Source organism: Ensifer sp. KUDG1 (genome assembly GCF_050434285.1).
Classification (GTDB): Bacteria; Pseudomonadota; Alphaproteobacteria; order Rhizobiales; family Rhizobiaceae; genus Ensifer.
The window spans coordinates 1-25,937 of sequence record NZ_JBNDIG010000019.1; the positions used below are offsets into that span (position 1 = coordinate 1).

A 25,937-nucleotide genomic window follows, 5' to 3' on the forward strand; every position below is an offset into this window, starting at 1 on the left:
TTCGTGCAGGGCGGCCTCGACCTTGCCCCGGTCATCACCCACCGCATCACCATCGACGAGTTCCGCGACGGCTTCGAAGCGATGCGCTCCGGCAATTCCGGAAAGGTCGTCATGGACTGGTGAGACCTTGAGTCTTAGCCCTCGTGCGCGGGGTCAGTTGGCAAGGCCGAACTGGATCTCGATCTCGTGATAGCGGGCGCCCTGGCCCGCCCAGCGATGGTAGATCTCGCGGCTCTCGCCGGAGAAATTGTGCCTGGACATTTCGATCTTTGCGACCAGCGGCGCGTAGCCTTGGGTGAAAAGGCTGCGCATCGGACCCTGGTGCAGCGTGGACGCCACCATGATCGGCTCCAGTTCGACCAGATCGAGCTTACCGCAATAATCCTTGCCGCCGAAGACCGGGCGGCAGATCCGCCAGTCGAACAGGGTCTTGGCGTTTTTCGGCAGGTTCTGCGCGATGAAGATCCAGGGGCCCGCCGGCGTCAGACCGGCGCGCTCCATCTCCGCCTCGATGACAGGCGCCAGTGCGGCGCTCTCGCCCTTGACATCGGCTATGGTGAGCCGCCGCGCGATCGATAGCACGCGCATGGCGTCGGTTTCCTTGATGAGCATCTGAGCCTCCGTTTCGGAGCGAAGTTCCTGCGCGATCAGGTCAAGCGCAAGCGAAAAACCGGAATAATCTTGCGAGTTTGCATCGATAATCGGCTCCTTCGGGAATCGTTTTGCGTGCATGTGCCTGGCTGCTGCCTGCGCTTGCTTGAGGGCAGGGACGCTCTATCTTGCTGGCCGAGTGGCGTCGTTGCGCCGGGAAGAAGAGGAGATGCCTGCATGCGTTATGAGGGAAGCTGTCACTGCGGCAAGATCGCCTTCGAGGTGGAAGGGGAATTCAACGAAGCGATCGACTGCAATTGTTCGCTCTGCCGTCGCCGTGGTGGGCTGCTCGCCTTCGTTGCCCGCGACAAGCTGACGCTGACGACGCCGGAAGCGGACCTCTCGACCTACGTCTTCAACAAGCATGTGATCCAGCACCGGTTCTGCGACACCTGCGGCATCGCGCCGTTCGGCGAGGGCGACGGGCCGCATGGGAAGATGGCGGCGGTCAACCTGCGCTGCCTGCCGGAGTTCGATATCGAGACGGTCAAGGTCGTCAAGTATGACGGCCGATCGGTTTAGAATCGGGCCGGAAAATGCAGCTCTGGTTGCGCGTGCGGATATGGCACAACGAGACCTTGCCGATTAAATTGTTGCTACCCTTGTCTTTTGGCGGGCAGCGCCTACATCTTCAGCGGAAGCTGATAAACCCCAAAAAGCGATAGGAACGGTGATTTTTACCGAATCATCCGGTTTTTCAGCGGAAATGCTTGACGGGATCGAAAATTCTGGGAATCACCATTTCCGAATAAGAAATGGCGAGATGACACGGCGGTTAGGGAATCATGCCAGAGACGTTTCAGTGGCAGGACTGTCGGAGCTTGCCCGCTTTGCCACGAGTACACTCGTGGTTAAACAGGAATTAAACATCATCCCGTTACGTCAGGGGAAATGATTCGGTGGCGGGTGCGCGGCGCACCCGGACCTTCGAGCGGCATTGGCACCGGGCTCACGCCGGTTGCGACAAGGAAAGCGACGAACTAAATGGCAACCAAAGTCAAAGAAAACGAAGAAGCTGACGTAGAACGCGAAGGCGCTCCGGACGGCCCGCTTCTCGATCTTTCCGATGACGCTGTCAAGAAGATGATCAAGGCCGCCAAGAAGCGCGGCTACGTGACGATGGACGAGCTCAATTCGGTCCTTCCGTCCGAAGAAGTCACCTCCGAACAGATCGAAGACACGATGGCAATGCTGTCCGACATGGGCATCAACGTGATCGAGGACGAGGAAGCCGAAGAGGCAGCCAGCGGCGGTGACGACGAGGGCGGCGACGACGACGGCGACAGCGAAGGCGGCGAACTCGCGCCTTCCAGCGGCACGTCGCTTGCGACCAGCAAGAAGAAAGAGCCGACCGATCGTACCGACGATCCGGTGCGCATGTACCTGCGCGAAATGGGCTCGGTCGAGCTTCTCTCCCGCGAAGGCGAAATCGCGATTGCCAAGCGCATCGAGGCTGGCCGCGAGACGATGATCGCCGGTCTCTGTGAGAGCCCGCTGACCTTCCAGGCGCTGATCATCTGGCGCGACGAACTGAACGAAGGCCAGACGCTGCTGCGCGAGATCATCGATCTCGAAACCACCTATTCCGGGCCTGAGGCCAAGGCTGCGCCGCAGTTCCAGAGCCCGGAAAAGATCGAGGCCGACCGCAAGGCTGCCGAGGAAAAGGAAAAGACCCGCAAGGTCCGTTCGCCTGCCAACGACGACGACATCACCAATGTCGGCGGCGATGTCATGCCGGCCGAAGAAGAAGAGGAAGACGACGACGAGTCGAACCTCTCGCTCGCGGCCATGGAAGCGGAACTGCGTCCGCAGGTCATGGAAACCCTCGACATCATTGCCGAGACCTACAAGAAGCTGCGCAAGCTGCAGGACCAGCAGGTGGAAGCCCGCCTTGCTGCCACCGGCACGCTTTCGCCCGCCCAGGAGCGCCGCTACAAGGAGCTCAAGGACGAGCTGATCAAGGCGGTCAAGTCGCTGTCGCTCAACCAGAACCGCGTCGACAGCCTGGTCGAGCAGCTCTACGACATCTCCAAGCGTCTGATGCAGAACGAAGGCCGCCTGCTGCGCCTTGCTGAATCCTACGGCGTCAAGCGTGACTCGTTCCTGGAACAGTATTCGGGTGCCGAACTCGACCCGAACTGGATGAAGTCGATCAGCAACCTGGCCGGCAAGGGCTGGAAGGAATTCGCCAAGAGCGAAAACCAGACGATCCGCGACATCCGCCAGGAGATCCAGAACCTTGCGACCGAAACCGGTATCTCGATCGCCGAGTTCCGTCGGATCGTATCCATGGTGCAGAAGGGCGAGCGCGAAGCGCGTATCGCCAAGAAGGAAATGGTCGAAGCGAACCTGCGCCTCGTCATCTCCATCGCCAAAAAGTACACCAACCGCGGCCTGCAGTTCCTCGACCTCATCCAGGAAGGCAACATCGGCCTGATGAAGGCGGTCGACAAGTTCGAATACCGCCGCGGTTACAAGTTCTCGACCTACGCCACCTGGTGGATCCGTCAGGCGATCACCCGGTCGATCGCCGACCAGGCCCGCACGATCCGTATTCCGGTGCACATGATCGAGACGATCAACAAGATCGTTCGTACTTCACGCCAGATGCTGCACGAAATCGGCCGCGAGCCGACGCCGGAAGAACTGGCCGAAAAGCTCGCCATGCCGCTCGAAAAGGTCCGCAAGGTCCTGAAGATCGCCAAGGAGCCGATCTCGCTCGAAACGCCCGTCGGTGACGAAGAAGACTCGCACCTCGGCGATTTCATCGAAGACAAGAACGCGCTGCTGCCGATCGACGCCGCCATCCAGGCGAACCTGCGCGAAACGACGACCCGCGTTCTCGCTTCGCTGACGCCGCGCGAAGAGCGCGTGCTGCGCATGCGCTTCGGCATCGGCATGAACACCGACCACACGCTCGAAGAAGTCGGCCAGCAGTTCTCGGTGACCCGCGAACGTATCCGTCAGATCGAGGCGAAGGCGCTTCGCAAGCTCAAGCATCCGAGCCGCTCCAGGAAGCTCAGAAGCTTCCTCGACAGCTAAAGTCGGGTACACGCAAAAGACCAAAAGCCGGGCCAAGTGCCCGGCTTTTTCGTTTCCGCCTCACCCATGCGATTTATTGTGGGTGCTTTCGCCGGGGAGTATAGTCGCCCCTTCGCAGTAATCTGGGGCACCCCGTCTTGTACGCGGGCGCAATTGCACCGCGGGCGTGAAGCGTGCCCCCGTGGAGGTGTCAGATGACGACGTATGTCATGCTCCTCAACTGGACCGAGCAAGGCGTCAAGAATGTGCGCGATTCCCCGAAGCGGCTCGACCTCGCCCGGAATGTGCTCGGCGAGATGGGCGGCTCCTTCAAGCATTTCTTCCTGACCATGGGCGACTACGACATGGTGGCGATCGTCGAAGCGCCCGACGATGCGGTGGCCGCACGCTTCGCGCTCACGCTCGGCATGGCCGGCAACGTGCGCTCGACGACGCTGAAAGCCTTCCCTGAGGCTGCCTATCGCGAACTGATCGCCTCGCTTGGATGAACAGCCGACGTTGCGGCCGTGCGGCAAATGGCGGTCATAACGCCAGATGCTCATTCACGGCGCACCGTTTCCCGAGAGGATGCGGGCGGCGCCGCGCATGGCGTTGCGAAAGGCGTCGTCGAAGCTGACGCCGCTCACCTGCCAGCGATAGCGCCTGCCGCCCGCGTCCATCTGCCATTGGGCGATCCAGCCGCGGGCTTGATCGGACCAGACGAGCGTGCCGATAAGCGGCACGTCGCCGTCGGCCTGTGTCACGGACGAAAAGAGCTGCGCGGGATCCGCTTGCGGCAGGGCGTCGAGCGCGGATTTTTGGGCGATTACGGTCGCCGCATCCGGCAGCAAGGTGGAAAGCGCCAGTGGCCTTGCCGCTGCCTGAAGCGAATCCGCCATGTAGGGGCTTTCACTGCCGTCGCGCGCCAGCACGAAGCGGCGCTTCTGGTCCTTGACCGCCAGCCACACGGCGATCCTGGGGCGAGGGGAGAGCCATGGCTTGCGCCCGAGGTCTGCGAGCAGCGGATCGAGCGTTGCCGGCTGGTACCGGCAGCTGAGATCATGCGGGCGGTCGTGCGTGCCCTGTTCGTCATGGATCGGGATGCCTTCGAGCCGGTCGCGATAGGAGAAGGCCGAAACGAAGCTGCCGGCCCTGGCCTCCGCTGCGGCAAACCCGGGCGCATCTGTGATCGCCGGATCGCCGGACACTTTGACGAGCACCTCACGCAGGCATTCGCGAAAGCCGATTTCGCGGTTGGCTTCGCCCGCGCCGGTGACGATCGCGTCACTGCGATAAAGCGCATCGATGTCTGCCGCGCCGGCGCCGCCGCCGGCAAGACAGAGGAGCGCCACGGCGAGTGCCGCGGCCATCGCTCTTTTTCGGGTCAGTTTGCCGCCGGCAGGACGCAACTGAGGTCGCCCTCCTCGCAGCTCAGATAGGTTTTGAAGTCGGCAACGCGCTTCTTCGTGCGGTCGTCGCGGCATTCAAGCGTGATCATAGGCTGGGCCGAGCCACCGGCGACGCCCGAGCTTGCGAAATCGCATTCGGCGTCACGATAGGCGATCCAGGCCCTTTGCGCGGCAACCAGCAGCTTCGTCTTATCGGCGTCGTCCTTGAGGCGCCCCTGGATCTGCTTGTAGAGCGTGTTCAATTCGGCGTCTGAAGCCTTTAGCGCCTTGCCGGCGCAGGCATTCATCGTCGCCTGGTCGCTGGCATCGGCGCATTCGTCGGCGCGCGCAGCGCCAGTCGTGGCAAGCAATCCCGCGACCAACAGCAGGGTACGAAGGCGCATCAAGTCTTTCCCTTGCGCCATCCAGGCTTCGGCGCGGTTGCGGATGTGTGCGATCGTAAAACCTCCTGCTTATGAATTTCAATGGCCTGGCAGGGGAGGCGGATCGTTCTCCTTTGAATCAAAAGAGATCCTTAACGTTTACGTTTTATCAATTTCTGGAGCGCCGCTGCCCCTGACGGGCGGCACGCGGTGTTCGAGCATATTTTCCCGAGGCCATATCTTGCCGCGTGCAAGCGGTTGCCCTGGGGAAGCAAGAGGTTCAGCGATGCGTTGCGTATTTGTCGTCGTCCTCCTGTTTTTGGCCGGCTGCGGAACGGTGCCGAGAGACACCCGGAATGCCTGCGCGGTTTTCGAGCAGCGAGATGGCCTTTTCAACAATTGGCGCCGGGAAGCCTATAGCGCCCAGCGTGAGTACGGCGTGCCCGTGCCGATCCTGATGGCGACGATCTATACCGAATCCGGCTTCCGCCATAATGCCCGGCCGCCACGCACCAAGCTTTTCGGCTTCATTCCCTGGACGCGCGCCTCGACCGCCTATGGCTATTCCCAGGCGCTCGACGGCACCTGGGCGCGCTATCAGAGCGAGACAGGCCGCTGGGCGGCGCGGCGTTCGGACTTCGGCGACGCGATCCGCTTTATCGCCTGGTACCACCGCGAAAGCGCCCAGCGAAACGGCATCGCGCTCAACGACGCCTACAGGCTCTACATCGCCTACTATCATGGCCACGCCGGCTATGCCCGCGGCAACTGGAGCGATACGGCCAAGACCGGCGCCAAGCGCGCGGCCGGCATGGCCTCCGCCTACAGCCGGCAGCTTCGAGGTTGCGGCAGCTGAGGCCGGCGCCCGGCTGAGCGCTGTCTTTCCGCCTAACCTGCGGCCGCCCGTTCGAGTTCCGCGACATCGATCTTGACCATGCCCATCATCGCCTGCTGGGCGCGGGCCGCACGCGCCGGATCGGGATCGCCGAGATGGCGCATCAGCGCGTCCGGAATGATCTGCCAGGCGAGGCCGAACCGGTCCTTCAGCCAGCCGCAGCGCTGCGGCGTGCCGCCATCAGACAGCCTGTCCCAGTAGTAATCCACCTCCGCCTGGTCGCTGCAGCGCAGGAAGAACGATACGGCCTCGCTGAACTTGAAATGCGGCCCGCCGTTAAGCCCCATGAAGTGCTGCCCCTCGAGCTCGAAGGAAGCGGTAAAGGCCCTGCCGTCGGGACCTCGCTTGACGTCGGTGATGCGGGTGTTGCGGAAAATGGCGGTGTAGAAAGCGATGGCGTCCTCCAGCTGATCGTCGAACCAGAGAAACGGCGTGATCTTCTGCATGGGTGTCTCCCGATTTGGATGCTACGCGCCAAGGACGAATGGCGGAGCGCCATTCCGACAAACCCCGCGCAGCGGCCCGAAAGAAAATTCCGTGCCGATGTCGGAACTCTTGGCCGCCCTGCGTCCTATGTTCGTAGAACGAACAGAGGAGACTAAGTCGATGACCTATGTGGATGGCTTTATCGTTGCCGTGCCGAAGGCGAATATCGAGGCCTACAAGGCGATGGCGAAGGCGGCGGGCGTGGTGTGGATGGAGCACGGTGCGCTCTCCTACAACGAATGCCTGGCGGACGACGCGCCCTATGGCGAAGTGACGTCCTTTCCCCGTTCGGTCCAGGCCAAGGACGATGAGACGGTGGTTTTCTCCTGGATCACCTACAAGTCGCGCGCCGAACGCGACGCGATCGTTGCCAAGGTCATGGCCGATCCGCGGCTGCAGGGCGATGCCTGGAAGCAGGTCTTCGACGGCAAGCGCATGATCTATGGCGGTTTCGAGACCTTCCTGCAGATGTAGGCACGCCACCGCGGCGGTTTGCGGCAGATCGTCTTGGACCGGGAACGGTCCGGGGATAGAAGCATTGGGCATATCAACCGGTCGCACCGCCACCCCGGCGGATGCGGCCGCCTGCCGGAGGCCTTCATGCCGCAAACGCGCATCACCATCGCCACTCATGGCCAGGGGCTCTATGAGTTTACCGACGAGGCGGCGGCCTTCGTGCGCGCCAACGCGGGAGGCGAGGGGTTGCTCACCGTCTTCGTGCGGCACACCTCCTGTTCGCTTCTCATCCAGGAAAATGCCGACCCGGACGTAAAACGCGATCTCGACGGCTTTTTCCGCCGCCTCGTGCCGCCGTCCTCCGATCCCTCCATGCGCTGGATCGTGCACACCCAGGAAGGGCCCGACGATATGCCGGCACATATCAAGGCGGCGCTGACGCCGGTATCGCTCGGCATCCCCGTCGCTGGCGGCCGCATGCTCACCGGCACCTGGCAGGGGCTCTATCTCTTCGAACACCGCGACCGCCCACATCGCCGCGAGATCGTCCTGCATCTTTCCGCCTGAACGACCTGCGCGCGATTGAATGGCGGCGGAGCGGTTCTAGATAATGGGGCACGAGTAGAGCCTTGAGAGCCGGCCTTTCATGCCGGGGAGGAGCAGGGATGACCGATGCACAGACGATTGCCAGCCGCTTCATCGAGGCGCTGAACCAGCGGGATTTCGAGGCGCTGGCGCGGCTCGTCAACGAGGACGTCGAGCTCGATTCGCTCACCGGTCAGCGCACCGTCGGCGTCGGCCCCTTGCGCGCCTGGCTGATGAATTATCTGCGCCGCTTCGACGAGCAGTTTGGCGACGTGGTGCTGATGCGTGACGCCTTCGGCCAGCGCGTCGCCGCCGATCTGACGGCGCGCGGCACCTACCGCGAGACGATGGAGGGATTTCCGCCCGCAACGGGCCAGAGCTACTCCATTCCAAGCGTGCTCGTCTTCGAGATCGAGGACGGCGCCATCACCCGCCTCAGCCACTATCGCAACATTCGCGTCTTCGAACGGGCGCTTGCCGGTTGAGGCGCAGATTGCCGGTGGTTGCGCATCGCTGCCGCCCCGTCGTTTTTGCTTTTTTCACCGCCCCGTCGGTCGACTGACCGTGCTTTGAGCCGGAAATATCGGCGCGAATCTCCTCTCGCATGCCGATTTTGTCGCTTGATTCGTCGCCTGTCCGGGCCTGGGCGAAAGCTTCGCGGCGCTTGCGTTTCGAGAAAAGCCCTTCGAAATATTCGTTTATAAGCAATGCCTTGTCTAGGTCGATGTACCTTGGCGCAGGGGCCGATCGTCAGGTTCTGGCAACCTGAACCTCCCATGAACATCGGGTTCCGCTGTCGTTCAGCTTGGCGACCCTATCCTCTGATCAATCGCTTGGGACGGTGATTGCCCTTTGAACCCTTCAAGCCTGGAGAGATCTTATGAAGAACCGCTTTTTTAACGCCGCCGCTGCTGCCGTCATCGGAATGACCGGCCTGCTTGGCGCTGCCTCCACCGCTTCGGCTGACTCGATCGAATTCGGCTTCGGCCCGCGCGGCGGCGTCGATGTGCAGTATCGCGATCACAACGGTGGCTACGGCGACGAGCGCGACTGGGGTCGCGGCCGTGACCGCCACTGGGACCGTGACCGCCGCGGCCGTTGCGCCCCCTGGATGGCCGTCGACAAGGCTCGCGACCGTGGCTTCCGCCGCGCCTATGTCGCCGACGTTTCCTCGCGCCGCGTCGTCGTCGAAGGCCGTCGCGACGGCTACCGCCAGACGATCGTCTTCGCAAACGCCCGCGGCTGCCCGACGATCGGCCGCTGGTAACATCCAAGCAATCTTCCCGCCTCGTCTCCCCCGGCCGGCGGAAGAATGGCCCCTCATGCTACGGCATGGGGGGCTTTTTTGTTTGTCATGCCTCTCGGGTCACGCGGTTTTCTCCGGCGCGGCGATAGAGGCGCTGACCCCGGATGGCGGCTAGTATCCGGAGCTTGCCTTTCTCAATGCGACATGGCCCGCGTGGCGCGGACACGCGGTTCGCCTTTCTCTTGATGATTTCCAGCGTTGCGGCGCGACGTCAGAGGGATGCGCGGCTCGGTACGATGGTCGGGCGGGCGTCCCTCTTTCCGGTCTGAGGCCGCGCAAACACAGGCCTTATCGAAGGGCGCCGCCGACGCTTCTTGAACGGCTCGACGATCGCGCGCGCCTACTGAACGACCGTCTACCTGTCTGCTGATCTGCGGTACCTGACCGACCACCTTGCGGCTTGGCCGCGGGATAGGTCATCCGGTCAAAAGGTGCAGCGCCTTATCCTCAAGACAAACGGAGGCTCACAATCTGATACGGGAGCGCGGGTGCTGCCGGGTGCGGTTTGCCCGTGCACCAACGGTCGCCAGGGCCGCGGTCGGCGACAGCTAGGTCCTCGGCCGGTCTGGCCCGGCGAAGAGCGCCTGAGGTCGAGCAATCGTGTCCCCCAAACGAACTTGCCCCTGGCGCCGGTTCCGGAGCCAGGGGCAAGGAAGATGCGAGGGCCCGCGCTTAACGGCGGGCCTTGCTGGACGCTTACTGCTTGATTTCGAAGGTCACGTTGACCGTCACGTTGTAGCTGTTTTCGCCGGTCGCGACCGGAACGCTATCGGCGGCATATTCCTTGGCCATGCCGGCGCGCATCATCGGCACCGGCTCGGGGCGGAAGCCCTGCTCGGAAATGTTGACGATCTTGCCGACCGAGACGCCGGCAGCTTCGGCGAGCACCTTGGCCTTCTCGACGGCATCGGCAACGGCGGCCTTGCGCGCTTCGGTGATTACGGCTTCCGGCTTGTCGTTGGTGAACTGCACGCCGCCGCCCTGGTTGACGCCGAGCGAAACCGACTTGTCGATGACTTCGCCGAGCTTGGCGAGATCGCGAACGCGGACGCTGACGCCGTTCGTCACCTGGTAGCCGATCAGTTCCGGCGCGCGGTTGCTGCCGTCTGTGTTGGTCGGATAGGTGTATTGCGGGTTGAGCATGAAGCCGCTCGTCTGCAGGTCGCGATCGGCAATGCCGCCGTCCTTCAGCGCCTTCAGCACTTCGGCCATGGTCTTGTTGTTGGCGTCCAGCGCTTCACGCGCGGTCTTGCCATCCTTGACGACGCTCAGTTGCAGGACTGCCATGTCCGGCGCGGTCGTCGCGCGGCCCTCGCCGGCAACGATGATGGTCGCCTTGTCCTTGTCCGTCTCCTGCGCCTGAGCGGCGGCAACGCCAGCAAAAGCTGCAGCGAAGGCGGCGATCGAAAGCGTGCGGGCAGTGCGTGTGGAAATCATCTTCAATGTCTCTCCGGTTGTTCCGTCCCAAGCGTCTTCTTGGCTATCGATTGTGTGAGCATTGCGGCAATGGCTTGTCCGCAAAAAGGTTTTCCGCTAGAGCCTTGGCCACCCGCAAACTGCCATTGGTTCGCGGGCCTGGATCATGACGGTGCCACGCCTCGTTCAGAAGCGCAAAGGCCACCGTAGCACTTAAAGTTGCTGCACCCCGTGTCTTATCCTTGGACCGTTACGGTTTAAGGACAGGAGCGGATCCAGAGTGGGCCTGTAGCTCAATGGTTAGAGCCGGCGGCTCATAACCGCTTGGTTGGGGGTTCGAGTCCCTCCGGGCCCACCACTCAAAAAATCCAGCTTGCCATGTACATCCAGCTTGCCAGTTCGCCGGAAACGGGCACGCTCGGCTGCTTGATCGCGGCTTTGCGGGTGGGGGAGTTTTCCAGTGCCGAGAGCGCCATGGCGTCCCATTGGGTGAGGATATGCTCGGCGTCGTAGCGCCTGACATTGGCTTCGGCGTTGGCAGAAAGGCGAGCGCGGAGGGGTTCGTCGGCCATCAGCTTGGAGAGGGCGGCGGCCAGGGCGTCGATGTTGCCGTTTTCGACGAGGATGCCGTCTTCGCCTTGGGCGATCATGTCGGTCGGGCCCCAATCGCAGGCAAACGAGACGACGGGGAGGCCTGCGGCCATGGCTTCGAGCAGGGCGATGCCCCAGCCTTCGTAGCGGGATGACAGGACGAAGAGGTCGGCGGTCTCGACCCAGAGGCCGGGTTTCGGCGTGACGCCCGGCATTTCCACTCGGTCAGCAAGGCCAAGCGCGTCGCGCTGGGCTTCCAGCGCTTTTCTCGCTTCGCCTTCCCCCCAGATGACGAGCTTCCATTCGGGGTGGTCGGCGGCCACCTTGGCGAAGGATTCGAGCAGCAGGTCGAAGCCTTTTTGCTCTGTCAGCCGGCCGACGGCGGTGAGCACATTGTTGCCGCGCTTCTTTTGCCAGCCGGTTGGCAGGTTGATGGCATTGGCGATCACCCGCCCGTGGCGGCGAACGTCCGGCGGGAAATAGTCGAGGGCCCCCCTGGTCATGGTCACCAGCGCAAAGGCGCGCGGGTAGAGGCGAAGCTGCAGCCATTTCCAGAAGGGGCCGAAGGGCTGCACCGCCGGGTTGTTGCGCTCGGACACGATCACCGGAAGCCTGAGGCCCCGTGTTGCAAGAAGCGTCAACACGTTCGTGCGCGTCAGGAAGCTCAGGACGAAGTCGGGACGGGTGCGGCTGATGGTCGAGCGCAGCCGGTAGAGCCTTCGTGCCACCAGCCAGGCGGCGCGCAGCTTGCCGGCCTTCTGGGCCGGCACGTCGAGCCGCTCGATGGCGACGCGTGGATCGAGCCTGTAATAGGGGGCGGAGGTTGGCGCTTCGAGCGTGATCACCGTGACAGCGCAGCCGAGGCGGGCCCAGTGGCTGGCAACGAGGCTGACGACGTGCTCGGTGCCGCCAGCGCCGAGTGCGGAAACGATGATGGTTATGCGCGCGCCAGCGATGCCGGCGGCTCCGACGATGTCGGTACCCGTGCCCTGATGCAATTTGGATTGCCCCTCGCTCTCCCCTTTTTATTATTAACAACTCCTTAAATTCGCGCAATGGGACTTTCGCAGTGTGGTAAACACGCAGGCGCGAAGCAATCGCGGCTTCCTGGCCGTCGGGGTCAGGGGGCGGACCTTGAAAAGTTCTCAACCCGTGGGACGATTGCGGGCGCCGAGCGTCTGAGGCGCGCGCAGGAGAAGGGGGAGGTCTCGGGCAATGCCGGTCGGCGATGCGCTTGGGGCGGAGGGCCACAAAAAAATGCCCGCGGGAGGCGGGCAGTTTTGGAGTGGGCGCATACGCTCAAACATGTTGCGCCTCGCTCCAAGGTGGCCGTCAGAGGTCAAGGATCTGTAAATGCGCGATAGCTAAAAATGGGAGTGAGGGAAATCCTTCGTTCCGGCGCGCCGGCCGTGCTGCGGATTTCGGTGACGAACCGGCGGCGAGGTCGATTTTTTTCTCAGAGGGTATCAGCCGTGGCGTCAGCCGGAGATTGCCACCGGGCGTGGTGGTGCGGAAGCGGCAGAGACGGATCACCGTTCGCCGATGGCGCGATGCGGCCGCCTCGGCAAGCCTTTGCTTTTCCTAAATTGTTTCGCTGATAGCCCACGCCGATGCTGTGCGCTTGTTGTCCGTGAGGCACCGACGTCCGTCAGCGCATGGCGAAAGTGGCCGGCACAACCATGGCGGAAAACGCCGCGAAAGGAATTTTTAATTTAAGCAATGAATAATGAAGGAGGGGGTTGAAGATCGCCGCCTTTTCGCCCTATGGAAGCCCCGGGCGGCTGGACCGCTATTCGAAAGGACGTTTATGCGAATCAAATCCGCATGTGCCGGCGCAAGCCGCACCGCCGTTTCGGGTTTCAAGTTTCTCGTACCGACAACATCAGTTCTCAGCCTCCTGCTTCTGTCCGCCGGCTGCTCGTCGACGGTCATCAGCGAAACGCCGCTATTTGCTTCGGGCCATTCGAGCGCCTATGCGAGCCCGGCGATCAAGGTTCGCAAGGAAGCGAAGGATCTGAAAGTCGTCGAGGCGGACGAGGATATCGTCGAGCCGGCGCCGACGCGCAGACGCACGACCGCCTATCTCGGCCGCGCGCCCTATATCTGCTCGCCGAGCGGCTTCGGGCGTACGTCGCACTGCTTCCTGAGAGCATCGCTCTAACTGCCTTTCGCGTTCGGCAAGCCGGGCGCAACCGATCATGGACACTGCGGCGGTCGACAGCCGTAGCGGCCGGCCTTTTCGCCATCCGGGCATGATGCCCACGGCCTCGCGGTCGCACAGGTTTCCAGCGCGCAGCAAGCCATGTCTGATTTCATGCGGTGCGACATGTGGCCCGCCGGAGAATATCGTTGCCTATTGCATTACCAAGATCGGTCCTCGGCGCTGGTGCGCTGGCGCTTCTGGCGGTTGCCGGGGCCACGCCGGCCTGCGCGCAGGATGCCATCGACGGTATCGACCGATCGATGACGACCGCCGCCATCACGCCTGAGGCAAGAGGGCGGGAAGCGCGCACGGTGGAAATCGGTGTCTACGATCCGCATGACGCGGTCGCAGACAGCGACGCGCTGACGCTCGAGCATGTCTTCGTCTACTGGCAGAAACCGGATCGGGCGCAGCTGAAGCGGAAATTCGCGAACGCGGCGCGACAGGGGCGGGCGCTGATGCTGTCGGTCGAGCCCTATACCCACGCCGCCGACTGGCGCGCCGGTGGCAACCGCCTGTTTGCCGATATCGGCAAGGGCCGCTTCGATCGCGAGATCGCCGAAATTTGTACGCGCGCCGCCGATTTCGGCGGGCGGGTCTACATTCGCTGGGGCCATGAGATGGAAGAGCCCGGCGAGCGCTATCCCTGGGCGCGGCGCGACAGCGAAGGCTATAAGGCGGCGTTCCGCTACTTCGTCAGCAAGTGCCGCGAGCTGGCGCCGGCCGCCCGCTACGTCTGGTCGCCGAAGGGCCATCGCAATCTCGCGGCCTACTATCCGGGCGACGATGTCGTCGACGTCGTCGGCATCCCGGTCTGGGGCCTGCAGAAAATGGATATCGATTACTGGGGGCGCGAACGGCGTTTCGTCGAAGCGCTCAAGGAAAAGTACCAGCGCGTTTCGCGTTACGGCAAGCCCGTGATCGTCGCCGAACTCGGGGTCTCCGGCTCGGCCGACTACAGGCGCGCATGGTATGCCGAAATCCTGGATCAGCAGACCTACCGCCAGGCCTTCCCGCTTCTGACAACCGTCGTCTTCTTCAACGACAAGGAGCCGTACAAGTGGCCGCTCGGTTACGGCGCGCCGGACTGGCGGCTCGACAAGGCGGCGCTCAAGGCGCTTGCCGACCGCGGACCGAAGGAAGCGGCCGAACTCGGCGATTGATCGCCGCGCGACTTTAAATCTTGCTGATCGCAGCAGAGGCGTCTTCGGTTGGGGCGACGCGCCGATCGTCCTTCGGCGCATCGTGAAGCTTCAAACTCCGAGCCCTTGATGTACCGGACCAAGCTTGTGGTTCCGGATCATCCTGGTCGCCGGATCAGGCCAGCAACAGGCCCGATTCCCGGGCGGCGGCAGCAAAGCAGCGGCTCGCCCGGTCCGTACTCGTCAATCCATCCAGCGCATCCAGGCAGCGCCTGAGGGCTGCGCGATATTCCCGTCCACGACGGCCCGGCCATTGCCGGAGCAGTTCCACGGCCTCGAACACCGTTCTGACCACGGTCTGCCGTCTTGCCGATAGTTTCAGGGGGATGGGAGTGGGAAAGAGTTTCTCGCTCATTGCATTCCTCGTTCACAGTCTTTTCGAGCGAGAGGGCAACGCGAGAGCGACGGGATGGTTCCACGTTGCCGATCGATTTTTGTCGGTGCTGACGGCAACCGGCTCCTCTTCGGCTTTGCGAGCGGGATCTTTTTGCGGGCGCATCTTCGCCGATGGCGGACGAAGGGACGTGCGGCAGGGAAGCGCCGTGGAGTTCGGACCGGTGTTGAAAAGTTTCGAAAATCCGCGCGCGGTGCAGGTTGTGGCCGCCTACCGGGAACACTGAGGCGTAAGCGGGATCAGAGTTCCAGCGCTGCCTTGAGGTCGGTCGACTTCAGAACGCGCAGGTCGAGGTCGGCTTCGATATGGTCGATGTGGTGGACCATCAGCCGTGCGGCCGCGTCGATGTCGCCGCGCTCGATGGCGTTGACGATCTCGTCGTGTTCGCTGTGGCCGCAGCTCGAAACGGTCGATTGTCCGTAGAGTGCAATGACCAGCGAGGAGCGGGCGACGAGTTCGTCCATGAAGCGGCGCAGGATCGCGTTGCCGGAGAGGTCGGCAAGCGCCAGGTGGAAATCGCCCGATGCCTTGATCTCCGCACGACGGGCCGATTGGCCGCGCTGTTCGGTCAGTTGCCGCTCGGCTGCCAGCATGCGCCTGAGTTCTGACACCTCCGCCTTGCCGATCCGGGCGGCGGCGGCGTGCACGACACCGGGCTCGATCAGCCGGCGGGTCGCAAAGATCTGGCGCGCCTCGTCGATGGACGGGTGGGCGACGAAAGCACCGCGGTTCTTCTCGACGTTGACGAGGCCTTCATAGGACAAAGCCTGCAGAGCGGCGCGCACCAGGGTGCGGCTGACATTGAAGAGTTCGCCGACGTCGCTTTCCGAAAGCTTGGTGCCAGGCGCAAGCCGCCGCTCGACGATCGCATCGCGCAACGTATCGCGGATATGCTGACTGCCGATGTCGGTGGTCGGGTCGGTGGCCAGTTCGGCCTGATGGGGCGTGGTGGTCAAGGACATGAATCGATCCGCGAAGCAACGCGCTATCTTATCGTCGGACGAGGCGAAGGGAAACGACAATCTGACGCGCAAAGGTTGCGTGGGATTGCGCATGATCCTCAGGTCGGGCGAGGCTACTTGTCGAGTTCCGGATAGACCCGGTCGAGGAAGCCGGGCCGCAGTTTCTCGCCGACGAGGCAGTCGGGGGCCGGGAAGGCATCGACATAGCGTATCGTCGGCGGCGGTTGCAGACCGCTGACTTCGAGCACCAGTTTCTGGCGGATCGCGATGGAGAAATCTTCGGGCTCGTGCACCGGTAGCACGAAGGAGCCGGGGCCGCCGATGACACATTCGGCATAATACTGGTCGAGCGGGCCGGTGGAAACCGACGGGCGGATCAGGATCGCAAGCCCGTTGATGGTGATGCCGCGCGCGATCGCGGTCTCGCGGGCCGGAAGCACCGGCGGGCCGATGTTGTTCGGCCCGTCGCCGGAGATGTCGATGACCCGCCGCACGCCGCTGTACGCGTTGGAATCGATCAGTGCGGTGCCGTAGGTAATGGCGTTGGAGATCGAGGTGCCGCGCCGCGTGCCGACCGGGCGCTGCTCGATCAGCTTGGCGAAGGCATCCGCGTCGGCGGCGGTGTCGATCACCCGCCAGGCGACGACGGAGGATTCGTTCACCGTTCCAGCCCATTCGAAATAACCGATCGCGATGCGGCCGAGCTGACCGCTTTCGACGGCATCGAGAAAGTCGCGGTGCCGCAACGCCTCGACATAGCCGGCCCGCTGGATGCGGGCCTCGTCGAGATCCATCGAGCCGGACATGTCGACCGCCAGGATCAGTTCGACGTCGACATTCGTCGCCTCGGCGGTCGATGGGCTCGGGCCACCACTCAATGAAAGGAGTAACGCCAACACGCTCAACATCGCTTCAACCAGTCATTGCGCGGTCAGATTAGAAGACTGTAACACAAGATTGGATTTCGGCGACCGTTTGGGTGTAGTTGGCCTTCACTAAAGAGTGATTTTGCCGGGTCATGCATGAGCCCGGATGCCGACCGGGAAAGGCGGGATGCAGCAGCGAAGCGAAAATACCGAGCGATTTCAGATCGATCGATTGCAGCAGGCGGCGTTCGGCTATTTCCTCGAACATTCCGATCCGGTCACCGGGCTGATCGCCGACACCGCGTTGGCGGGCGCGCCGGCGAGCATCGCTGCGACCGGCTTCGGCCTTTCCTGCTACCCGATCGGCGTCGAGCGCGGCTGGCTTTCGCGCGGCGATGCGGCGCGGCGCGTGGTGGCGACCCTGCGCTTCCTTGCCCAAAGCCCGCAGTCCCGCCACCGGCAGGCGACCGGCTATCGCGGCTTCTACTACCACTTCCTCGACATGCGGAACGGCGAGCGCGCCTGGCAGAGCGAGCTTTCAACCGTCGATACGGCGCTGCTGATCGCCGGCGTCCTGACCGCTTCCGCCTATTTCTGTCGGGACGACGCGGTCGAAGGCGAGATCCGTGCGCTTGCCGACCGGCTCTATGCTCGGGTCGATTGGCGCTGGGCGCTCAATCGCGGCGATACGCTGACGATGGGCTGGCGGCCGCCGGGGCGGTTTTTGAAACATCGCTGGCGGGGCTACAGCGAAGCGTTGCTGCTCTATATGCTGGCACTCGGCGCGCCCGAGCATGCGATCGAACCGGAGCATTATGCGGCCTATGCCGAGGGCCATGACTGGATCCCCGTCGAGGGCCGGCCGCACCTGCATGCGGCGCCGCTCTTCATCCATCTCTTCCCGCAGGCCTGGCTCGATCTGCGCGGGCTGGCCGACCGGCCGATGCGGGAGCGGGGAACGGACTATTTCGAAAATACCCGGCGCGCCATCCAGTTGCAGCGAGACCATGCGCGCTCCAATCCCGGACACTTCGCCGGATATGGCGAGCACCTGTGGGGCCTCAGCGCCTGCCATGCGCCACGCGGCCGGCTGCGGCTTCGCGATGGGCGCCAGCAGCGGCTTTTCGGCTATGTGAACCGCGGCGCGCCCTACGGCCCTGATGACGGCACGCTCGTGCCCTGGGCGCCGCTTGCCTGCCTGCCGTTCGAGCCTGAGGCGGCGCAGGCCTCCCTCGTGCATATGGCGAAGAGTTATCCGGAACTTCTGAACGAGGGGCGCTTTCCCGGCGGCTTCAACCCGAGCCTTGATGGCGGCGGGCCGGAGGGCTGGATCGATGCGCGGGTCGTCGGTCTTGACCAGGGCCTCGTTGTCATGATGATCGAGAACTGGCGAAGCGGCCTTGTCTGGACGCTGATGCGCGGCATACCGGCGATCCGCCTCGGCCTTCAACGAGCCGGCTTCGACGATGGCTGGCTGCGGCAGGGGGAGGGTGCGCGTGGCAATCCGCCCGCATCCAGCGCCAAGGGATGAGAATGGGCGACGGAGACGGCATGCGCTTGAACGACCACCGGCCGACAGCGGAGATCGCGGCGGCATTTGCGCCGCAGGCGCTGGCCGTCGCCGACCATCTGCGTGCCCAGTTTCCGGAGGCTGCCGTCTCGCTCGGGCCGGCGGCCAGCGAATTCAGCGCGCCGGGTGACTTCTGGGCTGTGGGCAGCGCTGGCCTTGAGGCGGGGCTCGCCTATCAGGATTTCTTCGGGGTCGGCATGACCGACCGGATCCGCGCGGCGCATCTGATCGCCTTCTATAGCCGTCAGTTGAGCGTGGTCCTCGGCGCGTTCCATCTCGGCTCCGGGCTGCAGCCGGAGGTCGCCGGCATTCGTTTCGAGGATTGGGCGCGGCTTCACCGTGGTGCCGAAGTCGCGGGCAAACGCTATCATTTTCGCCTCCAGCCGCCGGCGATGGGGCGCAAGGGTGGAGAGGAGGGCGTCAGCTCTTTTGAACAGGGCTTCATCGCTCATCTGGCGCCCGTCATTGCAGTCCTGAAGGCACGGACAGGCCTCTCGAGCGGGGCGCAATGGCGGCTCGCGGCGGATGCCCTGGCTGGCGCGTTCCTCGAAATCGGCCGCGCGATCGGGGATGAGGCGCGCGGCATGGCCGAGGCGCTGGCGATCGTCAAGCGGCCCGGCTCGCGGCTCTATTCTGATGAGCTTTGCTACGAGCAGATTGCGGCTGTCGATCCGGCAAGTGGTGAATACATTTCACGCCAATACCGGATCCGCTGCGGCTGCTGTCTCTATTTCAAGACGGAGGGCGGTAGCTTCTGCGACACCTGCGTCCTGCTGGAGCCGGAGGACCGCCGCGCGCGGCTGGCGGCGCATCTCATGCAAAACGGCGGGGCCTGAACCCCGCCGTCGCTTTGGTGACGATCCGTGATCGGCGATCACTGTGCCTTGACGAAGCGCTCGTTGATGAAGCCGGAGACGACGCCGAGCACGATCCAGAAGGCGAGCGTAGTGGCGAGTGCGGCCACCGCAAACTCTGCTCCGAGCACGGCCGGAACGTTGCTGGTAATGTCGAGCGGCTGCGGCGCACCGTAGACATGGGGCGCTGCGATCAGCACGAGGCCCGCGACCTTGGAGACGATCTCCTCGCGCAGGACGACGAGATAAAGGCCGACGGCCGAAAGCGCCACCGTTGCGAGCCACCAGGTCTGGCGGTCGCCGAGTTCGGCGGCCGGAAAGCCAGGCAGTTCCGGCGGCAGGCCGATCGCCGGCAGCATGTGCACGGCAAGCCAGCCGCAGGCGCCCCAGAGCGCGCCGTTCCGAAGCGTGATCGGATAGCCGATCACCAGGCTGACGCCGGCGAGCAGCAGGCCGAAGCCGGAACCGGTGACGAGGTTCGCGATCAGCGTGCCGGAGAAGCGGCTCATGCCGAACATGATGCCGCCTTCCTCGTGCTCGCCCTCATGGGCATAGGCGGGCGTGATCGGCGACAATGCGTCGAGCAAGGCGCTAAGCGGCGACACGGCCTTGAGCGACGAATGCTGGTCGTGGTTTTCCGCGGCAGGCTGTGCCGCACCCGGCTGGGCGGCGGGCTGTTCGGTGGGGGCCGGAGCCTCGCCTTCGAATTCCTCTGCATGCAGGATCAGCGGCGTGACGCGCAATTCCTGGGCGCCGGTCATGAAGACACCGGCAATCAATCCAGCCACGATCGCGGCCAGAAGCGTTCTGACAATCATCTTGAAATCCCTCGATAACGACAAAAGCCACGCGCTGCGGCGTGGTCCTTGAGCCTTCCCATTTTGCCTGTGCTGCGGATGGCGTTCGCACGCCGGAAAAACCGGGATGCACATAAGCCGACATCCGGCTCGGGCCGGATGTGTTCAGGTCCGCAGATTGTTCGATGCGGAACGTTGTTCACGTTCCGAGGCATCGGTCAGTGGCAGGGGAAGCCGTAGGAGTGGCGGGTGTCGTGCGCCGTGTCGTGCAGCACGGCCGAGTTGGCAAGGCCGGCGCCGAAGACGAGGAATGCGCCGATGAAGAGCGCGATGACGCCAGCGGTCAGACGATCGCTGAGGGAGAGCGGGGTGCTCGAAATGGTAGACGTAGCCATGACAACCTCCGTGATGGCATCGGGAAATTCCCGGTTGGGCCCTATGCCCGCATCGAGTGGCAGGTTTCCTGGCTCACGGCGTTGGGCTCGATGCCCTCGGTCTGCCTCGCCTTCCCAGTTCGACCGCCCTCTCGCGGCCTTTCCAGTGGCTTCTTCCGGATCGCTCCGGAATGGCAGATCGACGTCGCTCTACAGTCGCGGGGTCGGCCGTGATTTGAATGCCCAGAGTGGGTCCATCCGTCACGTTCCCGTTTACTCCCGAAACGCGTTCGCGTCCCGGGAACCAATCGATCCCAGATGATTAGGATTCTGTCATGGAGTTGTCAATTGAGCCTGCGCCGCCGCGCGGTCCATCCGCGACAAAATCCTTGATGGTCATGCGCTTGTAGGCCTCGACGATCTGGTCGCCCTCGGCCCGATCGACCGAGACCGCAAGCCGCATGGTGCAGTCGCCGAGATGCATGATCAGGAAGGCGGCGCTGTCGATCTCCTCGCGCGGCGTCGCCGGCACAAGCCGGGCCCACACATCGGCAAGCAGCTTTCCGCCGGCGCGGCTTTGCGCAAGGTCGATTTCGCGCAGCGCCTTGTCGGCCTGCATCGCCGACCAGATGTCGCGCATGACCGGCTCGGCGAGGAACATCTCGTAATAGATGTCGAACAAAAGCGAGAAGGCGTCGCGCAACTCCGCGATCGAGGTCACCTTGGCCAGTTCGGCCGCGATGCACTCGTTGCAGACCGTATTGTAGCGCTCGGCGAGCGTGCGCACGATTGCCGCCTTGTCGGGGAAGTATTGGTAGAGCGAGCCAATCGAAATTCCAGCCTTTTCAGCGACTTCGCTCATGCGCATGGCGTCGCTGCCCTTTTCCTGGATGAGCGCCGTCGCGCAGGCAAGGATCTGCTCGACGCGCTCGCGGCTGCGCTTCTGGCTCGGCGTCCGGCGCAGCGCAGGCTCGTCGTCGGCGGGAAGCGTGGCGGGACTTGCATCTGGAATCATGAGTAATGCTCACATTTTGACTTGACTCCTAAAATACGAGGATTTATCACATTTGCAAATGTGAGAGATACTCATGTTTGTTGGTGGAACCTCAGGAGGAAACGATGTCTCAGAAAATCACACTGGTTTTGGGCGGTACCGGCAAGACGGGGCGGCGGGTGGCCGAGCGCCTCAAGGAGCGTGGCGTGGCGGTGCGCATCGGCGCCCGTTCGGCGTCGCCTTCCTTCGATTGGACGGAAGAGACGACCTGGGCGCCGGTCCTTGAAAACGTCGATCGCATCTATGTCTGCTTCCAGCCGGATCTGGCGGTGCCGGGCTCCGTCGAGGTGATCGCCAAGTTCTCGAGCCTTGCCGTCAGCGCCGGCGTCAAGCGGCTGGTGCTGCTGTCGGGGCGTGGCGAGGACGAGGCGGAAGCGGCGGAGCGCGCGCTGCAGGCCTCCGGCGCCGACTGGACGGTCATCCGGGGCAGCTGGTTCTTCGAGAATTTCGACGAAGGCTTCCTCGCCGAGGGTGTCTTGAGCGGTTCCGTCTTCCTGCCCGTGGACACGGTGACCGAGCCTTTCATCAGCTGCGACGACATTGCCGACGTCGCTGTCGAAGCGCTTCTCGACGACCGCCATATCGGCAAGGTCTATTCGCTGACCGGCCCGCGGCTGATGACCTTTGCCGACGCCGTGGCCGAAATTGCCGCGGCAGCCAACCGCCCGATCTCCTATCAGGCCATCCCGATTGCCGACTTCGCGGCGCACTTGCAGGCCGACGGCGTGCCTGATGACTATGTCGAACTCATCCGCTATCTCTTCACCTCGGTGCTCGACGGGCGCAATTCAAACCTGACGTCCGATGTCGAGCATGTGCTTGGGCGGCGTCCGCGTGACTTTGCAGCCTACGCTCGGGAAACCGCAGCAACCGGTGTATGGAGTCTTGCCGCATGATCCCCCTGATCCCCGCTCTGGCGTTTGCCGCCGCGATCGGCTCCGGCCTGATGGCCGGACTGTTCTTCATCTTCTCGGTCTGCATCATGCAGGCCCTGTCGCGGCTGCCGCCGGAGCAGGGGATCGCTGCGATGAATGCGATCAATGTCGTGATCCAGAACCCGATCTTCCTCAGCGCCTTCATGGGCACGGCGCTGCTCGCCCTGGCGCTCATCGTCGTCGCCTTCCTCTCGGGCGGCGAGGGCCGGTGGTGGCTTGCCGCCGGCGGTGTCGCCTATGTCGTCGGCGTGCTGCTGGTGACCATCGTCTTCAACGTGCCGATGAACGATGCGCTCGCCGCCGCAGCGCCCGGCCAGGCGGCGACCGATCTCTGGCGTGAGCGCTATCTGACCGACTGGGTCTGGTGGAACCACGTGCGCAGCTTCGCGTCGATCGGCGCGCTGGCGTTCTTCATTCTCGGTTTCGCCCGTGCCTGACGAGAAGCGCCGGCAAGTGGATCCTTGCCGGCGCCTGCGCGCGTCCTGACCTCTGAACCCATCCCGCCGTCAGGGCTTGGGAATACGCGCGTCGTATTGCGCTTCAAGATCGGCAAACTTGCTCCAGAAGGCCGCCGGCTTTTCGCCTTCCAGCAGCGCGCGCAGAATGTCGAGATGCACGTGCCAGCCGGCGGAGAAGCTGGTCATGATGGCGCGGTCGGCGATGCGCTTGTGGGTGACGACGAGCAGCACCTTGTCGCCGCGAGGGCTAAGTTCGAAGCGGACCTCCGAGGGGGTGCCGGTTTCTTCGTTCCAGGTATAAGCCAGCAGCCGTGGCGGCTCCCAGGCGAGCACGTGACCGTAATTGCGCACCTCGCCGGCGTGCTCGGCATATTTCTGCGGTGGCCGATCGTCTTCCGCTGTCAGTTCCGAGTGGCGGAAGACGTGCTCGACCTCGGCCCCTTCCTTCGCCCCGATCGTTCCGGACGCCATCCAGAGCCGGCGCTTGCTTTCCTCCGTCAGATAGGACCAGACCCGCTCGATCGGGCCGGGAAGCAGGCGCTCGATGCGCACTGCGTCCGGTGCGACGACACGGCCGTAATCGGCGCCGGCAAAGGCTGTGGCAGACGAAGTCATGGCTTATCCTCCGGATCAGATTGGATGGTGGCGTCTTCGGCGAGAAGCAGCGCCTCGAGTGCGTCGATGCGGGACCGCCAGAAGGCTTCGTAGTGGCGCATCCACTCCATGCCTGCATGCATCGGCGCGGCATCGAGCCGGCACACATGCGTGCGACCTTTCACTTCGCGGCGCACCAGACCTGCTCCTTCCAGCACCTTGATGTGCTTCGATGCCGCGGCCAGCGAGATCGAGAACGGCGCCGCAAGCTCGCCCACCAGTCTTTCGCCCTGCGAAAGGTCCTGGAGCATGGCGCGCCGCGTCGGGTCCGAAAGCGCGTGAAACACGGCATCGAGATGTGCGTTCTGATATTCAACCATATTGTTGAATATCGTCTCGATGGACCTAATTGTCAACCGTTCGGTTGAATTTAAAAATATCGCGAAAAAAGACCGGGCCGCGGCGGGTCGTCATGGACGCGCCGTCCCTTCCAGGCGGCAAGCGCATCGGCAAGGTCGTCGGTCGGCACCATCTGGGCAAACTGCTCGCTCTCGACCTGCAATCCCTCGGCGATCGACATGTTGAGGCCGCGGGTGACGGCAGTGATGATCGAGCGGACGGCGATTGGTGAGTGCGCCATGATCCGCTTTGCCAGGTCACGGGCGGACGCGATCAGTTCGTCATGCGGGACGACGCGGTTGACGAGCCCCAGCTCCAGCGCGCGATCGGCCGGGAAATCCTCGCCGGTCAAAAGCAGTTCCAGCGCGCGTTTGCGGCCGGCAAGCCGCGGCAGCCGCTGGGTGCCGCCGAAGGTCGGCGGCATGCCGAGCTTGATCTCCGGCTTGGCAAAGCGCGCCCGGTCGCTGGCAATAGCCAGATGCACGGCCTCGGTGATCTCGCAGCCGCCGCCATAGGCAAGCCCGTTGACGGCGGCGATGATCGGTTTCGGGAAGGCCTCGAGCCGCGCCGTCAGGCCCTGGCCGCGACGGACGAAATCTCGCACGGCCGGGTTCACGCCCTTGGCGACGCTGTCCGAGAACTCATGAATATCGCCGCCGGCGGAAAAGGCGCGGTCGCCGGCGCCGGTGATGATCACCGCGCTGACGGCATGGTTCACCTCGATCTGGTCGAGAAGGCCCATGAGCCGGTCGATCAGCTCGTAGTTGAGCGCGTTCAGTTTCTGCGGACGGTTGAGAGTGAGGAGGGCGATGCCCTCGGAAATCTGCAGCAGCACGGTGTTCGACATGGTTGCTCTCCGGCAGGTGTTGACGGGGAGAGGCTAGGTGAGGGAAGATAGGATGTATATTCACTAGTCGGTATACTTGAGAGATGACGAAAGCAGAGAAGTCGACCCGGGACGTGATCGTCGCAGCGGCGGAGAAGCTGTTTTACGCCGAGGGCATCCGTGCGGTCAGCGTCGATGCGGTGGCGGAGGCGGCGGGCGTGACCAAGCGCACGCTCTACTATCATTTCGACAGCAAGGACGCGCTGATCGCCGCCTACCTCGAGAGCCGCGACCAGCCCAATCTGAAACTCTTTCGCAAGTGGTTCGACGCGGGCGACGGGGACCTTGCCGACAGGGTCGAGGCGATCTTCGTCAACCTGGCGCGGGCTGCACGCCATCCGAAGTGGAAGGGCTGCGGCTTCCTGCGCACCTCCGCCGAGCTCGCCAACATGCCGGGCCACCCGGCGATCCGCATCGGTGCGGCCCACAAGAAGAAGTTCGAGGCCTGGATGGCCGAGACCTTTGCCGAAGCCGGCACTGCCGAGCCTGCCATGCTGGCGAAGCAGATCCTGCTGCTGCTTGACGGCAGTTTCGCCGTGGTGCTGCTGCACCGGGACGCGAGCTACATGGAGATGGCGGGCAAGGCGGCGGCGACGCTGGTGCGGGTGGCTCTTGCCGGGGCGGACGGGAAGGGATCCTGACGCGCTGCAACTTCCGCTTCAAACGGCTGCCATCGGCGGGCAATATAGGATGCAGTGCCAGGAGCCAAACAACCATTGAGCGCCGATGTGGCCGCGCTGCGGCTCACCGGAGGAGGAAGTCCATGACAGTCAAGCGTATCGTCTCAAACCTCTACGCCCCGGACCCGCAGGTGGCGCGCGCCTTCTACGGCGACCTTTTGGAACTGGACGTGGTGATGGACCATGGCTGGATCCTGACCTTTGCCGCCGAGGGCAAGGCCGCGATGCCGCAGGTCAGCATCGCCAGCGAGGGCGGCAACGATACGCCGGTGCCGGTGCTTTCGATCGAGGTCGACGACGTCGACCGGGCCTATCAGCGAGCCAAGGCCGCCGGCGTCGAGATCGTCTACGACATTACCAACGAGCCCTGGGGCGTGCGCCGTTTCTATATGCGCGACCCATTCGGCAATATCGTCAACATCCTGGCGCACTAAAGCAATTCCAGGAAAAGTGCGCAGCGGTTTTCCGTCCGGAATTGCGCCAGTCAAGCGAGCCAATTCCAGGAAAAGTGCGTAGCGGTTTTCCGTCCGG

Annotated in this window: 32 protein-coding genes, 1 tRNA gene, 1 pseudogene and 1 riboswitch; of the genes and pseudogenes, 19 read left to right on the forward strand and 15 right to left on the reverse strand. The window is 63.6% G+C overall.

Annotation, left to right across the window (positions count from 1 at the left end; translation table 11 throughout):
• A pseudogene (gene tdh / locus M2267_RS29680) lies at positions 1 to 123 on the forward strand (L-threonine 3-dehydrogenase); the annotation flags it as partial.
• A 30-nt stretch (positions 124 to 153) separates the two neighbouring features.
• Here the strand turns inward: tdh and M2267_RS29685 are convergent.
• A complete protein-coding gene (locus M2267_RS29685; RefSeq protein ID WP_429119443.1) occupies positions 154 to 612 on the reverse strand; it encodes a hypothetical protein in 459 nt (152 codons plus the stop codon).
• 216 nt (positions 613 to 828) lie between these two features.
• On the opposite strand from M2267_RS29685, the gene M2267_RS29690 reads away from it, so the two are divergent.
• The 3 genes from M2267_RS29690 (at position 829) to M2267_RS29700 (ending at position 4,181) form a co-directional block, all read left to right on the forward strand.
• Entirely contained in the window at positions 829 to 1,173 is a 345-nt protein-coding gene (locus tag M2267_RS29690; protein ID WP_429119444.1) for a GFA family protein, read from the forward strand.
• A 462-nt stretch (positions 1,174 to 1,635) separates the two neighbouring features.
• Entirely contained in the window at positions 1,636 to 3,693 is a 2,058-nt protein-coding gene (rpoD, locus tag M2267_RS29695; protein ID WP_043613292.1) for an RNA polymerase sigma factor RpoD, read from the forward strand.
• Between the two features lie 194 nt (positions 3,694 to 3,887).
• Positions 3,888 to 4,181, forward strand: a complete 294-nt coding sequence (locus M2267_RS29700) for a GYD domain-containing protein (protein ID WP_034803438.1) — start codon at positions 3,888 to 3,890, stop codon at positions 4,179 to 4,181.
• A 54-nt stretch (positions 4,182 to 4,235) separates the two neighbouring features.
• Here M2267_RS29700 and M2267_RS29705 read toward each other — a convergent pair whose 3' ends face one another.
• Together M2267_RS29705 and M2267_RS29710 are read right to left on the reverse strand one after the other, a co-directional pair.
• Positions 4,236 to 5,042, reverse strand: a complete 807-nt coding sequence (locus M2267_RS29705; RefSeq protein ID WP_429119445.1) for a DUF2066 domain-containing protein — start codon at positions 5,040 to 5,042, stop codon at positions 4,236 to 4,238.
• Positions 5,043 to 5,056: 14 nt separating this feature from the next.
• Entirely contained in the window at positions 5,057 to 5,464 is a 408-nt protein-coding gene (locus M2267_RS29710; protein ID WP_429119446.1) for a lysozyme inhibitor LprI family protein, read from the reverse strand.
• A gap of 265 nt (positions 5,465 to 5,729) precedes the next feature.
• Between M2267_RS29710 and M2267_RS29715 the strand changes: the two genes are divergently transcribed.
• Positions 5,730 to 6,299 carry a hypothetical protein gene (locus M2267_RS29715; RefSeq protein ID WP_429119447.1) on the forward strand — a complete coding sequence of 190 codons (570 nt, stop codon included), beginning with the start codon at positions 5,730 to 5,732 and terminating at the stop codon, positions 6,297 to 6,299.
• A 32-nt stretch (positions 6,300 to 6,331) separates the two neighbouring features.
• On the opposite strand, the gene M2267_RS29720 is transcribed toward M2267_RS29715, so the two are convergent.
• Positions 6,332 to 6,784 carry a VOC family protein gene (locus tag M2267_RS29720; protein ID WP_402319679.1) on the reverse strand — a complete coding sequence of 151 codons (453 nt, stop codon included), beginning with the start codon at positions 6,782 to 6,784 and terminating at the stop codon, positions 6,332 to 6,334.
• A gap of 160 nt (positions 6,785 to 6,944) precedes the next feature.
• On the opposite strand from M2267_RS29720, the gene M2267_RS29725 reads away from it, so the two are divergent.
• The 4 genes from M2267_RS29725 to M2267_RS29740 all read left to right on the forward strand — a co-directional run bounded on the left by M2267_RS29725 (position 6,945) and on the right by M2267_RS29740 (position 9,132).
• Positions 6,945 to 7,298: a DUF1428 domain-containing protein gene (locus M2267_RS29725; protein ID WP_043613276.1), complete on the forward strand. Its 354-nt coding sequence runs from the start codon at positions 6,945 to 6,947 to the stop codon at positions 7,296 to 7,298.
• Between the two features lie 126 nt (positions 7,299 to 7,424).
• The gene (locus tag M2267_RS29730) at positions 7,425 to 7,847 is read left to right on the forward strand and encodes a secondary thiamine-phosphate synthase enzyme YjbQ (protein WP_043613274.1); all 423 of its coding nucleotides are present in this window, start codon (positions 7,425 to 7,427) and stop codon (positions 7,845 to 7,847) included.
• A gap of 98 nt (positions 7,848 to 7,945) precedes the next feature.
• Positions 7,946 to 8,350, forward strand: coding sequence for a ketosteroid isomerase-related protein (locus tag M2267_RS29735; RefSeq protein WP_192446863.1), 405 nt, complete (start codon positions 7,946 to 7,948; stop codon positions 8,348 to 8,350).
• Between the two features lie 395 nt (positions 8,351 to 8,745).
• A complete protein-coding gene (locus tag M2267_RS29740; protein WP_402319668.1) occupies positions 8,746 to 9,132 on the forward strand; it encodes a hypothetical protein in 387 nt (128 codons plus the stop codon).
• Between the two features lie 735 nt (positions 9,133 to 9,867).
• On the opposite strand, the gene M2267_RS29745 is transcribed toward M2267_RS29740, so the two are convergent.
• Positions 9,868 to 10,608 carry an SIMPL domain-containing protein gene (locus tag M2267_RS29745; protein WP_402319665.1) on the reverse strand — a complete coding sequence of 247 codons (741 nt, stop codon included), beginning with the start codon at positions 10,606 to 10,608 and terminating at the stop codon, positions 9,868 to 9,870.
• 261 nt (positions 10,609 to 10,869) lie between these two features.
• Here M2267_RS29745 and M2267_RS29750 point away from each other — a divergent pair.
• Positions 10,870 to 10,945: transfer RNA gene (locus M2267_RS29750), tRNA-Ile, on the forward strand.
• Between the two features lies 1 nt (position 10,946).
• On the opposite strand, the gene M2267_RS29755 is transcribed toward M2267_RS29750, so the two are convergent.
• Complete coding sequence (locus M2267_RS29755; protein WP_429119448.1) at positions 10,947 to 12,176, reverse strand: glycosyltransferase family 4 protein; 1,230 nt, start codon at positions 12,174 to 12,176, stop codon at positions 10,947 to 10,949.
• Between the two features lie 809 nt (positions 12,177 to 12,985).
• On the opposite strand from M2267_RS29755, the gene M2267_RS29760 reads away from it, so the two are divergent.
• Both M2267_RS29760 and M2267_RS29765 read left to right on the forward strand, forming a co-directional pair.
• Positions 12,986 to 13,339: a hypothetical protein gene (locus tag M2267_RS29760; RefSeq protein ID WP_429119449.1), complete on the forward strand. Its 354-nt coding sequence runs from the start codon at positions 12,986 to 12,988 to the stop codon at positions 13,337 to 13,339.
• A gap of 188 nt (positions 13,340 to 13,527) precedes the next feature.
• Positions 13,528 to 14,544: a glycoside hydrolase family 26 protein gene (locus M2267_RS29765; RefSeq protein WP_429119450.1), complete on the forward strand. Its 1,017-nt coding sequence runs from the start codon at positions 13,528 to 13,530 to the stop codon at positions 14,542 to 14,544.
• 154 nt (positions 14,545 to 14,698) lie between these two features.
• Here M2267_RS29765 and M2267_RS29770 read toward each other — a convergent pair whose 3' ends face one another.
• Positions 14,699 to 14,938 carry a DUF982 domain-containing protein gene (locus M2267_RS29770; RefSeq protein WP_034791960.1) on the reverse strand — a complete coding sequence of 80 codons (240 nt, stop codon included), beginning with the start codon at positions 14,936 to 14,938 and terminating at the stop codon, positions 14,699 to 14,701.
• On the opposite strand from M2267_RS29770, the gene M2267_RS29775 reads away from it, so the two are divergent.
• On the forward strand, positions 14,916 to 15,203 hold the full coding sequence (locus tag M2267_RS29775; protein ID WP_429119451.1) for a hypothetical protein: 288 nt from the start codon (positions 14,916 to 14,918) through the stop codon (positions 15,201 to 15,203). The two genes, M2267_RS29770 and M2267_RS29775, sit on opposite strands and share 23 nt — an antisense overlap.
• Positions 15,204 to 15,216: 13 nt before the next feature.
• Here M2267_RS29775 and M2267_RS29780 read toward each other — a convergent pair whose 3' ends face one another.
• A complete protein-coding gene (locus tag M2267_RS29780) occupies positions 15,217 to 15,939 on the reverse strand; it encodes a GntR family transcriptional regulator (RefSeq protein ID WP_429119452.1) in 723 nt (240 codons plus the stop codon).
• Positions 15,940 to 16,052: 113 nt separating this feature from the next.
• On the reverse strand, positions 16,053 to 16,847 hold the full coding sequence (locus tag M2267_RS29785; protein ID WP_192446857.1) for a DUF1194 domain-containing protein: 795 nt from the start codon (positions 16,845 to 16,847) through the stop codon (positions 16,053 to 16,055).
• A 145-nt stretch (positions 16,848 to 16,992) separates the two neighbouring features.
• On the opposite strand from M2267_RS29785, the gene M2267_RS29790 reads away from it, so the two are divergent.
• Positions 16,993 to 18,336 (forward strand): glucoamylase family protein, encoded by a 1,344-nt coding sequence (locus tag M2267_RS29790; RefSeq protein ID WP_429119453.1) that lies wholly within the window; start codon positions 16,993 to 16,995, stop codon positions 18,334 to 18,336.
• 20 nt (positions 18,337 to 18,356) lie between these two features.
• Positions 18,357 to 19,211 (forward strand): ferric iron reductase, encoded by an 855-nt coding sequence (locus M2267_RS29795; RefSeq protein ID WP_429119454.1) that lies wholly within the window; start codon positions 18,357 to 18,359, stop codon positions 19,209 to 19,211.
• A 38-nt stretch (positions 19,212 to 19,249) separates the two neighbouring features.
• On the opposite strand, the gene M2267_RS29800 is transcribed toward M2267_RS29795, so the two are convergent.
• From M2267_RS29800 to M2267_RS29810, 3 genes are all read right to left on the reverse strand, one after another.
• Positions 19,250 to 20,047, reverse strand: a complete 798-nt coding sequence (locus tag M2267_RS29800) for a CbtA family protein (RefSeq protein WP_043624581.1) — start codon at positions 20,045 to 20,047, stop codon at positions 19,250 to 19,252.
• A 197-nt stretch (positions 20,048 to 20,244) separates the two neighbouring features.
• A complete protein-coding gene (locus tag M2267_RS29805; RefSeq protein WP_034791966.1) occupies positions 20,245 to 20,421 on the reverse strand; it encodes a CbtB domain-containing protein in 177 nt (58 codons plus the stop codon).
• Positions 20,422 to 20,462: 41 nt separating this feature from the next.
• Positions 20,463 to 20,724: riboswitch (cobalamin riboswitch) on the reverse strand.
• Positions 20,723 to 21,415 (reverse strand): TetR family transcriptional regulator, encoded by a 693-nt coding sequence (locus M2267_RS29810; RefSeq protein WP_429119455.1) that lies wholly within the window; start codon positions 21,413 to 21,415, stop codon positions 20,723 to 20,725. (Overlaps the previous riboswitch by 2 nt.)
• 104 nt (positions 21,416 to 21,519) lie before the next feature.
• On the opposite strand from M2267_RS29810, the gene M2267_RS29815 reads away from it, so the two are divergent.
• On the forward strand, positions 21,520 to 22,350 hold the full coding sequence (locus M2267_RS29815) for an NAD(P)H-binding protein (protein WP_429119456.1): 831 nt from the start codon (positions 21,520 to 21,522) through the stop codon (positions 22,348 to 22,350).
• The gene (locus M2267_RS29820; protein WP_043624587.1) at positions 22,347 to 22,826 is read left to right on the forward strand and encodes a DUF1772 domain-containing protein; all 480 of its coding nucleotides are present in this window, start codon (positions 22,347 to 22,349) and stop codon (positions 22,824 to 22,826) included. The genes M2267_RS29815 and M2267_RS29820 overlap by 4 nt, the downstream gene beginning before the upstream one ends.
• A gap of 69 nt (positions 22,827 to 22,895) precedes the next feature.
• On the opposite strand, the gene M2267_RS29825 is transcribed toward M2267_RS29820, so the two are convergent.
• The 3 genes from M2267_RS29825 to M2267_RS29835 are packed head-to-tail and all read right to left on the reverse strand — an operon-like array spanning position 22,896 to position 24,687.
• A complete protein-coding gene (locus tag M2267_RS29825; protein ID WP_429119457.1) occupies positions 22,896 to 23,462 on the reverse strand; it encodes an SRPBCC family protein in 567 nt (188 codons plus the stop codon).
• Complete coding sequence (locus M2267_RS29830; protein WP_429119458.1) at positions 23,459 to 23,821, reverse strand: ArsR/SmtB family transcription factor; 363 nt, start codon at positions 23,819 to 23,821, stop codon at positions 23,459 to 23,461. Before M2267_RS29830 ends, M2267_RS29825 begins: the two co-directional genes overlap by 4 nt.
• Before the next feature lie 50 nt (positions 23,822 to 23,871).
• Entirely contained in the window at positions 23,872 to 24,687 is an 816-nt protein-coding gene (locus M2267_RS29835) for a crotonase/enoyl-CoA hydratase family protein (protein WP_429119459.1), read from the reverse strand.
• A gap of 83 nt (positions 24,688 to 24,770) precedes the next feature.
• Between M2267_RS29835 and M2267_RS29840 the strand changes: the two genes are divergently transcribed.
• Positions 24,771 to 25,367 carry a TetR/AcrR family transcriptional regulator gene (locus tag M2267_RS29840; protein WP_429119460.1) on the forward strand — a complete coding sequence of 199 codons (597 nt, stop codon included), beginning with the start codon at positions 24,771 to 24,773 and terminating at the stop codon, positions 25,365 to 25,367.
• Between the two features lie 122 nt (positions 25,368 to 25,489).
• Entirely contained in the window at positions 25,490 to 25,840 is a 351-nt protein-coding gene (locus M2267_RS29845; protein WP_034792008.1) for a VOC family protein, read from the forward strand.
• Positions 25,841 to 25,937: the final 97 nt, after the last annotated feature.